Below are 11,720 nucleotides of genomic sequence, written 5' to 3' on the forward strand. Positions count from 1 at the left end.
GAGCCGCGCCGGTGGTCCCTCTCCTCCCCGCCCATGTCCGTACCCTTCCGCTCCGCCCTGGCCAGCGCCCTGCTGCTGGCTCCCACGCTCGTCGGCGCGCAGCACGCCCGCGTGACGGCCGATGATTATGCGCGCGCCGAACAGCTGCTCCCCTGGAACGCCAGCCGTCTGGTGACGGGAGACGAAGTCGCCCCCACGTTTCTCAAGGACGGCAACCGCTTCTGGTACCGCAACAAGACGCGCAGCGGCGCCGAGTACGTGCTGGTGGATCCCGTGAGCAACACGCGCAGCCTGCTCTTCGACCACGCGCGTCTCGCGGCCACGATGAGCCTGGCCGCCGACACCACGTACGACCCCGACCGGCTGCCGTTCCGCGCCTTCCGGTTCGGTGCCGATGGCGACGACGAACGCACCATCGAGTTCCGCACGGGGAAGCGGCAGTTCGCCTGCGATATCGTGACGTACAACTGCGTGGCGAAGGACACGACGTACAACGAAGCGCCGTTCGTGCTCTCCCCCGACAAGAAGCTCGAAGTGTTCGTGCAGGGCCACGATCTGTACGTGCGTCCGCGCGGCGGCAAGGGTGACACGGTTCGGCTCACCACCGATGGCGTGGAGTACTTCGCCTACGGCGTCACCGCGATCACGCCGCAGCAGCAGTTGCGCGGCAACCGCACGCGGCGCCCCAACGTGCGCTGGAGCCCCGACTCGAAGAAGCTGCTGGTGGTGCGCACCGACCAGCGCAACGTGGGCCTCATGCCGTACGTGAGCTACACGTCGCAGCGGCCGCGGCTGTTCACGCAGCCGTACGCCCTGCCGGGCGACAGCATCGTGCCCACGCCGCACTACTACGTGATCGATGTGCCGACGAAGCGCAGCACCAAGGTTGAGCTGCCGGTGCGCTTCAACATCGCCAGCATCGGCGGGTCGTTGCGCGACTCCACGTGGACGCCGACCTCGGACAAGGCGTACATCAGCGGGTTGGCGCGCGCCTCCAAGGCGGCCTATCTGGTGGAAGTGGACGCGACCACCGGCAAGGGCACACTCATCGCGAAGGACACCGGCAAGACGTACGTGGAGCTGGCGAGCCCGCGCGATCCGGAAAGCTGGTACGTGCTCAAGTCGGGCGAGGTGATCTGGTGGTCGGAGCGTGATGGCTACGGTCATCTGTGGCTGCTGGGCAAGGACGGCAGCGTGAAGCGCCAGATCACGAGCGGCACGTGGCAGGTGGGCGCGGTGCAGCACGTGGATGAAGGCACACGCTCGGTGTGGTTCACGGCCCGGGGCCGCGAAACCGATCAGCTCGTGTACAACACGCACCTTTATCGGACAGGCCTCGATGGTGGCGCGATCCAGCGGCTCACCCCGGACACGCTCAACCACGACATCACCGTGAGCCCGAGCGGGCGCTTCGTGGTGGATCGGGCGAGCGCCATTCACGTGGCGCCGGTCACGGTGCTGCGCGACGCGGCCACCGGGCGCGTGCTGCGCACGCTGGAGAAGGCCGATGTGTCACAGCTCGTGGCGCAGGGGTGGAAGCGGGCGGTGCCGTTCACCGTGAAGGCGCGCGACGGCCTGACGGACATTCACGGCGTGATGTACCTGCCGGCCAAGCTCGACAGCGCGCGGCGGTACCCCATCATCTCGCACATCTACCCGGGGCCGCAGGTGGGGTCGGTGGGCGCGTGGAGCTTCAAGAGCAGCGGGGAGCCGTTCGCACTCGCGGAGCTGGGCTTCGTGGTAGTCCAGATCGACCACCTCGGCACGCCGGGGCGCTCGAAGGCCTTCCACGACAACTACTACGGCAACTTCACCGACAACGGCCTCCCCGACCATATCGCGGCCATCAAGCAGCTGGGCGCGCGCCACGCCTTCATCGACCTGTCGCGTGTGGGCATCTTCGGCCACTCCGGTGGCGGCTTCGCCAGCACCGACGCGCTGCTGCGCTACCCGGAGTTCTTCTCGGTGGCGGTGTCGGGAGCGGGCAACCACGACAATCGCTCCTACAACATCTACTGGGCCGAGAAGTACCAGGGGCTCCTGCGCCGCGACAGCACCCGTCGGGGCGAGGACAACTTCACGGCGTCTGCCAACAAGACGTATGCGGCCAACCTGCGTGGCAAGCTGCTGCTCATGCACGGCGATATGGATGACAACGTGCACCCCGCCATGACCATCCAGGTGGTGGACGAGCTGATCAAGGCGAACCGTGATTTCGACCTGATCATGGCCCCCAACCGGGCGCACGGGCTCAACGAGGCCTATTTCATTCGCCGTCGCTGGGATTACTTCGTGCAGCACCTGGCCATGGCCATTCCGCCGGACAGCTACAAGATGACGCCGGCGGCCGGGCAGGGCGGCTTCAGTACCGACGATGGTCCCGACGCGAACGAGCTGTGGAATCGCGGCGCCTTCGACGAACTGCTCGTGCCGGTGATCACGCCGTACTGATGCCCGAGGTCCGACGTCGGATTCGTCGGACGTCGGACGTCGGACGTCGGACCACCGATTCGTCGGATGTCCGAGGTCGGATGAATGCCCGAGATCGGAGCCGGGAAACGGCTTTCGGAGGTCGGAAGTCGGAGTGGGGCGGCACCAGCCACCGAGCCATCCGGCCTCCGATGTCCGAACGCCGTTTCCGGCCTCGGACATCCGGCATGCCTCCGATTTCCGATGTCCGACTTCCGACGATCGGACCATCCGACCTCCGCCCCCGCAGCGATCAGGATCCCGCTGCGGTTTCGGATTTCGCCTGTCGCGTGTCTCGGGCCACAAAGATCAAGCCACCCAGACAGATGGCGGCGCCGAGCACGAAGGGCGCCCCCAGTCCGGCCAGGCTGGCGACCCCGCTGCCAAGCACCGGCCCCACCACGCGACCGAGCGACGAGGCGGCCTGATAGGCACCCAGCACCCCGCCCCGCTCGTGCGGCTGGGCGGCGGCGGCCACCAGGCCACCGACGCTGGGGTTGAAGAGCGCCGACCCGATACTGAACACCGCCAGCGAGACAAGCAGGAAGGGAATGCTGGTGGCCGGCGGGATGCCAGCCATGCCGATGGCCACCAGCACCACACCCGCGACGGCCAGGCGACGCGCCCCGAAGCGGGTGGTGAGCCGGCCAATGACCCCCGCCTGAACGGCCACGGAAATGGCACCGCTGAAGGCGTAGATCCACCCCAGCATGCGCGGACCCACGCCCAGCCGCTCGGCGGAGAAGAGGGCCAACGCACTCTGCATGAGCGCCACGGCCGAGATGACGACGAAGGTGGCGGTCAGCAGCCCGCGCAGCGCCGGTCGCGACAGGAAGACGGCCGGGCTTTGCCGGGCCGCGTGAGGCTGGCGGCGTTTCTCCGGCGGCAGCGACTCGGGCAGGCGCAGCGCCGTCAGCACCAGCGCCGCGAGTGAGAGGATGGCGGCGGCGTGGGCCACCCGCGCCAGCGACCCGGCGTTCTCGTCGGTACCGCCCGCGAGCAGCCCTCCCAGTGCCGGTCCCAGAATGAAGCCCATGCCGAACGCGGCGCCGAGCAATCCCAGCGCCTTGGGCCGGGTGGCGTCGGTGGTGATGTCGGTGGTGTAGGCGTAGGCGGTGGAGATGTTGCCGGCGGCCAGGCCGGCGACCACGCGCGACAGGGCAAGCGTGAGCCCGGTGTCCGCGTAGGCGAGGAGCCAGGTGGACACCGCATTGGCCAACAGCGTGAACAGCAGCACCGGACGCCGGCCGATGCGGTCGGACAGGCTGCCCCAGAGAGGCGCGCCCAGCAGCTGCCCCGCCGAGTAGAGGCCAATGAAGAAGATGACCGCCGAGGGCGACACCCCGATCCGTTCGGCATAGAACGGAAAGACGGGAATGATCATCCCGAAGCCGACCAGATCGAGAAAGACGACGAGAAAGAGCGTGAACACGATCGTGGGGTGGCTGCGGGGCGAACGGTGACGAAGATTGCAGCATGAACGAACCCACCGGCACTCCCGATACCGGCGACCGTCAGGCGCGCATTCTCGACGACCTGCAGGATGCGGTAGAACGCATGCACGTGCTCTCCCGTTCGCCGCGAATCGTCGTGGCGTCCGGAACGCGGCATGAAGGGGCCCGTCCCATGGCGTGGCAGGTCCTGTTCGAGCGCAGCCTGGGAGCGCACCCGGCGCTGCAGTACCGCGGCACCACGGCCATGCGGCTGCAGGCGGTCCTGGTCAACGGGTACGACAGCGAGCCCACGCTCACGCCGGGGTGGGCGTGCGGCCGGCTGGGCGATGCCCTGAGTGCGGGACCGGTCGTGCAGGTCTTTCGTGCCGACCGTCTCCCGGATGATGTGAGCCGTGCGCTCGTTGGCGTGATCGTGTTCGAAGAGGACGGCCTGTCGCTCGCGGGGGTACGCGCGATCGTGCAGGAGCTGGGGCTGCGCTGACCGGGGCCGGCGCTGTCGGCATTGAAGATGCACAGGGAGCGGGGCATGGGCGCGGACCACGCCGTGCTCAACACTCCCTTGGCCGAATCCGAACGCGGATTCAACAGGACGGACTCATGCCCCTCGCCCTTCGCCCGCACTTTGGCGCGCTCGCCGGCGGACTCGAGCACGCGCTGGCCCTGGCCACCCTCGCGCACGCGGTGCACCCCGCCGGCGGCAGCCTCGCGGCCGCTGCCGAGCCCGAGTCCTGGGGGCGCCCGAGCAACGACTTCGATCAGTTCTCCCGCCTGGTGACGCTGCTGCAGGATGTGGTGCGGTACCCCGGCTATACCATCGAGGACCTGCGACGGGAAGGCTTCGCCGAGCCGGTGCTGGCGACGCTGGCGGCGCTGGCCGCCCGCCGGCCGATGTGAGACGCCCCCGCTGGTAGCGGCTCGACATGGCGCGGTTGGTACCCCACCGGTACCTTCCGCGCCATGTCATTGCTGGGACTCCTTGACCGTGCGCTGATCGGGCGCGCCGAGTCGTCGGCGCTCGAATTCGAAGACGCCGCGGGGCGCATCACGACGTACACGTTCGGCGATCTCGAGGGTCGCAGCAATGCCCTGGCGCAGCAGCTCATCGCGCGTGGCGTGGGGCGCGGGAATCGGCTGGCGTTCTATCTCACGAACCAGCCATTCATCATCGAGCTGTGGCTGGCCTGCATCAAGCTGGGCGTCATCGTGGTGCCGATCAATGTGCTGTACCGCGAGCGCGAGATCGCCCACATCGTGCACGACGCGGCGCCACGTGCCGTGATCAGCGACGCCGCGCACGCCTCGCTGCTGCCGACCGCGGCGGCGTGGTGGGACGTGGCGGAGCTCATGCGGGACGCGGCCGGCGCCGCGACCGGGCGCACGCCGGCGTTGTGTGCGATGGGTCTCGATGCCGAGACCCCCATGGCGCTGGTGTACACCTCGGGGACCACCGGTGCCTCGAAAGGCGCGGTGCTCACGCACGGCAACTTCGCGGCCAATGGTCTGGCGCTGGTGCACGCGTGGGAAATCACGCACGCCGATCGTTACCTGGCGGTGCTGCCGCTGTTTCATGTGCACGGTCTCGGAAACGGGGTGCACGCCTGGCTGCTGAGCGGCTGCCACATGAAGCTCGTGGAGCGTTTCGAGCACGACACGGCGGCCTCCTGGTTCGCGTCCTACCGCCCCACGCTCTTCTTCGGCGTGCCCACCATGTACGTGCGCCTGCTCGAGCAGCCGGTCTCGGTGGCGCGCACCATTGGTGAATCCATGCGCCTGTTCGTGTCCGGGTCGGCACCGCTGCCGGCGCCGGTGCTGACCGCGTTCGCGGAACGATTCGGGCATGTGATTCTCGAACGGTACGGCATGACCGAAACGCTCATGAACGTGAGCAACCCGTACCGGGGCGAGCGCCGACCCGGCACGGTCGGGCTGCCGCTGGGGCTCACCGCCGTGCGCATCGTGGATGATGCGCTGCAGGATGTGCCCAACGGCACGAGCGGTGAACTGCTGGTGCGCGGCCCGAACGTGTGCCGTGGCTACTGGAACCGCCCCGATGCCGATGCTGCCGCCTTTGTGCACGGATGGTTTCGCACGGGCGATGTGGGGGTGCGCAGCGCCGACGGGTACATCACGCTGGAAGGTCGTCGCAGTGATCTCATCATTTCCGGCGGCTTCAACATCTATCCGCGGGAAATCGAGGAGCTGCTGGCGGAACTGCCGGGCATTGCCGAAGCCGCCGTGGTGGGCGTGCCGGATGCCGTACGCGGGGAGGTGCCGGTGGCGTATGTCGTGTGTGGTGATGATGTGCAGCTGGAGGTGATCGCCGGCGAGGTGCGCCGTCAGCTGGCGTCGTTCAAGGTGCCGCGCGGCTTCGTGCGCGTGGACGCGCTGCCACGCACGGCGTTGGGCAAGGTGCAGCGGCATCTGCTGCCTCCGTGGCGCCCCCACTGATGGTACGCCGCGCAGGCCCACGGTGAGCGCGGCCGCGCTCTCGCTGTTCGCGCTGCTGCTGGTGGTGGCCGTGAGCCTCACCTCGCGGCTGAACGTGGGCGTGCTGGCCGTGGCGCTGGCCTGGGGCGTGGGCGTGTTCGCGGCCGGCATGAAGGTGGAACAGGTCATGACGCTGTTCCCTTCGTCGCTCTTTCTCACGCTGCTTGGGGTCACGCTGCTCTTCGGCGTGGCGCAGGCCAACGGCAGCATGGCGGCCATCACGCACGCCGGGTTGCGGCTGCTGCACGGCCATGCGGCATGGTTGCCGCTGCTGCTGTTCGTGCTGGCCGGAGTGATCAGCACGTCGGGGCCCGGGGCCATTGCCACGGTGGCGTTGCTTGCGCCGCTGGGGATGGGGATGGCGCACCGCGCGCGCGTGCCGATGCTGCTGGCCGTGCTCATGATCGGCAACGGCGCCAACGCCGGCAATCTCTCGCCGATCAGTGCCATCGGTGTGCTCGTGCTGTCGCTCATGGAGCAGACGGGGCTCGGCGGTCATGCGGCCGCGGTCTTCCTGGCCAACTTCACCGCCCACGCGCTCGTCGCGCTGGTCGCGTGGGCGCTCTTTGGCGGGCCGGCGCTGCGTCACGCGCCGGTGATGGACGATGGGCTCATGACGCCCATGCCCTTTGCGCGGCAGCATGTGATCACCCTGGCCGTCGGTGCGACGTGGGTGGCGGCCGTGCTGCTGCTCAAGTTGCCCCCCGGGCTCACCGCCTTTGCTGCCGCGGCGCTGCTCGTGCTGCTGGGGGTCGGCGACGACAGCGCCATGCTCAGGCAGGTCCCGTGGGCGGTGATCACCATGGTGTGCGGGGTGAGCGTGCTCATTGGCGTGCTGGAGAAGACGGGGGGCATGGATCTCTTCACGACCCTGCTGTCGCAGCTGGCCACTCCGGGGACGGTGAACGGGGTCATTGGCGGAGTGACGGGGCTCATCTCCACGTACAGCTCCACCTCGGGGGTGGTGTACCCGGCCTTCATTCCTGCCATTCCAGGGCTCGTGGCAAAACTTGGCGGTGGCAATCCCCTCGAGATCGCTCTCAGTGTGAACGTGGGCGCCGCGCTGGTGGATGTCTCCCCGCTCTCCACGATTGGCGGGTTGTGCATCGCCGCCGCGCCCGAGGGGTGCGATGTCCGGCGGCTGTTTCGGCAGCTCCTGCTCTGGGGCTTCGCCATGAGCGTGGTGGGAGCGCTCTTCTGTCAGACCGTGGTTCCACTGTTCGTGCCGTAACGCGGCTTCACCTCCGCCCTCGTCTTCCCGCTTCACCGGTTTCGCGACATGTCCGCCTCCGACAAAGTGCACCGCTGGCTCGACCTGCTGGCGTCGCTGCTTTCACGCCATTATCCCGTGGCCATTGCCGACTTGCGCCGGGATGTGCCGGGGTACGCCGACGACTCCGTGCAGGAGGAGAGCCTGCTGCGCACCTTCGAGCGCGACAAGGGGGAGCTGCGCGAGCTCGGCGTGGTGATCGATACCATCCTCGATGAGCACGGCGTGGGGCGTTACCAGCTGCGCAAGCAGGACTTCTACCTGCCGTTGCTGCTGGTGTGCGAAGCGCTGCTTCCCGCTGAAACCGAGGTGCGGGAGCAGCCGCGACGGGGGCGGGCTCCCGGCACGACCGGCTTGCCAACACTCGTCCTCACCCCCGACGAGTGTCATGCGCTGCGGCGGGCGGCGGCGCGCATCGTGGCACTGGGTCACCCCGAGCTGGCCACCGACGCCACGCGCGCCATGCGCAAGCTGCAGTTCGACCTCGAGGACTTCGTGGCCGAGCTGCCGGCGGCGACGGTGTTGCGCGTGGATGGCGACGTCTTCGACGTGCTCACGGAGTCGGTGGCCCTGCGCAAGCGGCTCACGTTTCAATACCACAGCATGGAGCGCAACGAAACGTCCACGCGCACAGTGGAGCCGTACGGGCTCGTCTTCCTCACCGGCCATTGGTATCTCGTGGCGTTCGATCCGACCGCCAACGGCATGCGGCAGTTTCGCGTGAGCCGCATACGTCAGGCGGTCATGGCGTCACGACCACAGCACCCCGACTTCGCCGTGCCCGCCACCTTCGACCTGTCCACGTACGCCGCCTCGCGGCGCGCGTGGGAGTTGGGCAGTGGCGAGCAGGAACGCATCATCGTGGCGTTCCGGGGCGACTCGGGGCTGGTGGCGCAGGGGAGTCAGTTGGGTGACGACGCCCCCGAGTGGCCGGGCCAGATGCCGGGTGCCCTGCCCTCGGCCGACACGCTGTGGCGTGCCTTCAGCGTGCGGCGCCGTGATCCGTTCCTGCGGTGGCTGCTGTCCTTTGCCGGCGAGGCTCGACCCGTGGCACCGCCCACCGTGGTGGCCGCGTGGCGCGAGCTCCTGGCCGCCACGCGCGCGGCCCAGCTGGACGCACCGCGCATCGCGCCGCCGCACACGGCCACGGAGGTCGCGTGATTCGCGCCGACGAACGGTTGCAGCGGTTGCTCATGGCCTTTCCGCTCATGGCCGACGAACCTCGGCTCACGCTGGAGGAGCTGGCCCAGCGGGTGGGTACCGAGGCCAAGGTGCTTACCAGGGACTTCGCGTCGCTCGAACGGTGGGATACGCCCGCCGGCTGGGTGGACACCGTGCAGGTGTTCATCCAGGGGAGCCAGGCGTCCATGCACTCGTCGCATTTTCGCCGTCCGCAAAAGCTCAACCGCCCCGAGATGCTCGCCCTCGACCTCGGGCTGAGCATGCTGCAGCGCGAGCTGCCGGTGGATGAGCAGGCGGTCATCACGCAGGCGCGCGCGCATCTGCAGGCGCTGACGGTGCGTCGCGCTACCAGCGGTGCCGAAGGACAGCGGCGCGAGGGGACCGTGCAGGCAGAGGGGGCGCCGGAGCCGCAGCTCGCGATGCTGGCCATCCTGCAGACGGCGTTCGAAGCACGCCGCGTGGTGCAGCTGGAGTACCAGCGCCCCACCGATGCCCAACCGGGCACGCGGCGTGTGCGCCCGTATGCGCTTGTGCGCGCCGACGCCAATGTGTACATGGTTGCGTGGTGCGAGCGCGCCGAGGGGTTGCGGGTGTTCCGCCTCGATCGCGTCACCGGCGCGGTGGCTACGCCCGACGTGTACCCTGTGCCCGACGATTTCTCGCTCGCGCAGGTGCTGCAGCAGGGGCATGTCTTCGCGCGCGATGAGCGGCCGGAGGAAACGCTCGTGGTACGCTACTCGCCGCAGGTCGCGCGGTGGGTAGCCGAGCGCACCGCACTCACCGTGGCTGCCGACGGGACACTCGACGTCTCGTATCCGCTTGCCGACGACGCGTGGGCGGTGCGGCACGTGCTGCAGTACGGGCCGGACGCCATCGTCCTGTCGCCGGCGAGTCTTCGCGACCGGGTGGTGGCGGTCCTCGACGAGCTGCTCGGCACGTAAGCGCGCCGGGCGCGGTCAGTCGTCGTCGCGCTCGCTGGGAATGAGCACCCACCCAAGCACCGTGGCCACGATGCTCACCAGCAGCGCGCCAACGAGCGCGGGGCCAAAGCCGTCCACGTGGAAGGGAATGTCAAGGCGGGTGGCCACGGCGCTGGTGATGAGCAGCATGGTGGCATTGAGCACCAGCGCGAACAGGCCGAGCGTGAGGATGAGCACCGGGAGGGAGAAGAACTGGAGCACCGGCCGGATGAAGGCGTTCATGAGACCGAACACGAGCGACAGCCCCAGCAGTCCGGTCGTGTTGCCGGTGTAGCGAATTCCGTCCACGAACTTCGCCGCGCACCAGAGGGCAACGGCGTTGATGAGGAGGCGCAGCAGCAAATGCATGGCATCACGATGCACGCGCGGCGGCGCTGGCGGAAGTGTGGGGTAGCGCGCATCGTGCGGGGTGACCTCCAGTACCGACCTTCACGTGTCGTCGCGGCCGAGCGACGCGCCATCGCGGGCCGTGCGCGCCTGGCGCGCCTATGGCGTGGCGCGCGGGCTCCCCGACGGGGTACGCGACCCCGGCTTTCGCGCGCTGGTGCAGCAGATCGATGGCAGTCCCGTGCATGTGTCCCCTCCGGTGCGCCTGCTGCCCGACGGCGAGGAGGCCTTCGCGCGCATGCGGCAGGCCATAGCCGGCGCTCGCGAGGAAGTGCTGGTGGAGACATACATTCTGCGCGACGATCGTCTGGGGGTGAGCGTGCAGCAGGCGCTCATCGACGCGGTCGGCCGTGGTGTGCGCGTGTGCGTGCTGGCCGACGCCATGGGGTCACTGGCCACGCGTGACGACTTCTGGTCGACACTCGAAGGTGGCGGGGTGGTCGTGCGCCAGTTCCATCGCTTCTGGCATCATCCGTTCGACGCGTTGCGGCGTGATCATCGCAAGCTGCTGGTGATCGACCGCACGGTGGGGTTCACCGGGGGCATGAACATCGGCGAGGAATACGGCTCGAGCATCAGGCGGCGGCACGACGCGTGGCGTGACACGTTCGTGGAGTTGCGCGGGTCGGTGGTGGGGGAGCTGGCGGCGGTCTTTGCCGAGGGGTGGGATCGCGCGCGGGGGCCGGTGCTGCCTGGCCTTGAGTATGTGAGCTGGAGCGAGGGCGCAGCCCATACGCCGGCGTACGCGCAGCGGGTGCGGCATTCGTCGCCATCGGCGGTGCGGGCGCTGCAGGCGCGGTTGCAGTCGGAATGGCAGCAGCGGCTGGGCAAGCGACGGGACCGGCGTCGCGGCCGTCGTGTACGCCGCAACGCCGAGGCGGCAGCCAGTGACATGCCCGGTGTGGTGGTGCTCGACCCGCGGCCGGGGCGGGGCCAACAGGAGATGCTGACGGTCCTCGTGGCACTGGCGGGGGCGGCACGCGAGCGCCTGTGGATTACCACGCCGTACTTCGCGCCCCCTGCCCGCGCGCTCACGCTGCTCGCCTCGGCGGCGCAGCGCGGCGTGGATGTGCGCCTGTTGCTGCCCAGCGAGCGTACCGACGTGGCGCTCGTGCGGCACGCCGCGCACGGCGCGTATCAGATGCTGCTGGACCGCGGCGTGCGGATCTTCGAGTACCAGCGGGCCACCCTGCATGCCAAGACACTGGTGGTCGATGGCTACGCGAGTCTGGTCGGCTCCTCGAACCTCGACTTCCGCTCTTTCTGGCTGAACGCCGAATGCAACGTCCTGCTGTTCGACGACGTCTGCGGCGCCGCCATGGAACGCATCTTCGGTGCGGACCTCGAGGGGAGCGTGGAGATCACCTCGGCGGCGTGGCGCACGCGGAGCTGGCAGCATCGGGTGCTGGACCGCGTGGCGCGGGCGCTGCGCTGGGCGCTGTAGCGGTCGGTGCTCCAGCGTCCGTAGCGCGTCATGACAATGGCGACAAG

General features: G+C 68.9%; 10 protein-coding genes. 8 read left to right on the forward strand and 2 right to left on the reverse strand.

The annotated features are described in order from the left end of the window. Nucleotides 1-33 precede the first annotated feature (33 nt). Nucleotides 34-2,451 carry a DPP IV N-terminal domain-containing protein gene (locus tag O9271_RS17525; protein WP_298272581.1) on the forward strand — a complete coding sequence of 806 codons (2,418 nt, stop codon included), beginning with the start codon at nt 34-36 and terminating at the stop codon, nt 2,449-2,451. A gap of 271 nt (nt 2,452-2,722) precedes the next feature. Here the strand turns inward: O9271_RS17525 and O9271_RS17530 are convergent, their stop codons facing one another. Further along, nucleotides 2,723-3,901 (reverse strand): MFS transporter, encoded by a 1,179-nt coding sequence (locus O9271_RS17530; RefSeq protein ID WP_298272583.1) that lies wholly within the window; start codon nt 3,899-3,901, stop codon nt 2,723-2,725. Between the two features lie 44 nt (nt 3,902-3,945). Here O9271_RS17530 and O9271_RS17535 point away from each other — a divergent pair, with 44 nt between their 5' ends. From O9271_RS17535 to O9271_RS17560, 6 genes are all read left to right on the forward strand, one after another. After that, a complete protein-coding gene (locus O9271_RS17535) occupies nt 3,946-4,404 on the forward strand; it encodes a hypothetical protein (protein WP_298272585.1) in 459 nt (152 codons plus the stop codon). Between the two features lie 116 nt (nt 4,405-4,520). Continuing rightward, nucleotides 4,521-4,817 carry a hypothetical protein gene (locus O9271_RS17540; protein WP_298272587.1) on the forward strand — a complete coding sequence of 99 codons (297 nt, stop codon included), beginning with the start codon at nt 4,521-4,523 and terminating at the stop codon, nt 4,815-4,817. 63 nt (nt 4,818-4,880) lie between these two features. Next, on the forward strand, nt 4,881-6,371 hold the full coding sequence (locus tag O9271_RS17545; protein WP_298272589.1) for an AMP-binding protein: 1,491 nt from the start codon (nt 4,881-4,883) through the stop codon (nt 6,369-6,371). A gap of 22 nt (nt 6,372-6,393) precedes the next feature. After that, the gene (locus tag O9271_RS17550) at nt 6,394-7,641 is read left to right on the forward strand and encodes an SLC13 family permease (RefSeq protein WP_298272592.1); all 1,248 of its coding nucleotides are present in this window, start codon (nt 6,394-6,396) and stop codon (nt 7,639-7,641) included. A gap of 48 nt (nt 7,642-7,689) precedes the next feature. After that, nucleotides 7,690-8,841, forward strand: coding sequence for a WYL domain-containing protein (locus O9271_RS17555; protein ID WP_298272595.1), 1,152 nt, complete (start codon nt 7,690-7,692; stop codon nt 8,839-8,841). Then, nucleotides 8,838-9,803: a WYL domain-containing protein gene (locus O9271_RS17560; RefSeq protein ID WP_298272598.1), complete on the forward strand. Its 966-nt coding sequence runs from the start codon at nt 8,838-8,840 to the stop codon at nt 9,801-9,803. Before O9271_RS17555 ends, O9271_RS17560 begins: the two co-directional genes overlap by 4 nt. A 15-nt stretch (nt 9,804-9,818) precedes the next feature. On the opposite strand, the gene O9271_RS17565 is transcribed toward O9271_RS17560, so the two are convergent. Then, the gene (locus tag O9271_RS17565) at nt 9,819-10,190 is read right to left on the reverse strand and encodes a phage holin family protein (RefSeq protein ID WP_298272601.1); all 372 of its coding nucleotides are present in this window, start codon (nt 10,188-10,190) and stop codon (nt 9,819-9,821) included. A 61-nt stretch (nt 10,191-10,251) separates the two neighbouring features. Here O9271_RS17565 and O9271_RS17570 point away from each other — a divergent pair, with 61 nt between their 5' ends. After that, nucleotides 10,252-11,673, forward strand: a complete 1,422-nt coding sequence (locus O9271_RS17570; protein WP_298272603.1) for a phospholipase D-like domain-containing protein — start codon at nt 10,252-10,254, stop codon at nt 11,671-11,673. Nucleotides 11,674-11,720: the final 47 nt, after the last annotated feature.

This window comes from Gemmatimonas sp., from assembly GCF_027531815.1.
Classification (GTDB): domain Bacteria; phylum Gemmatimonadota; class Gemmatimonadetes; order Gemmatimonadales; family Gemmatimonadaceae; genus Gemmatimonas.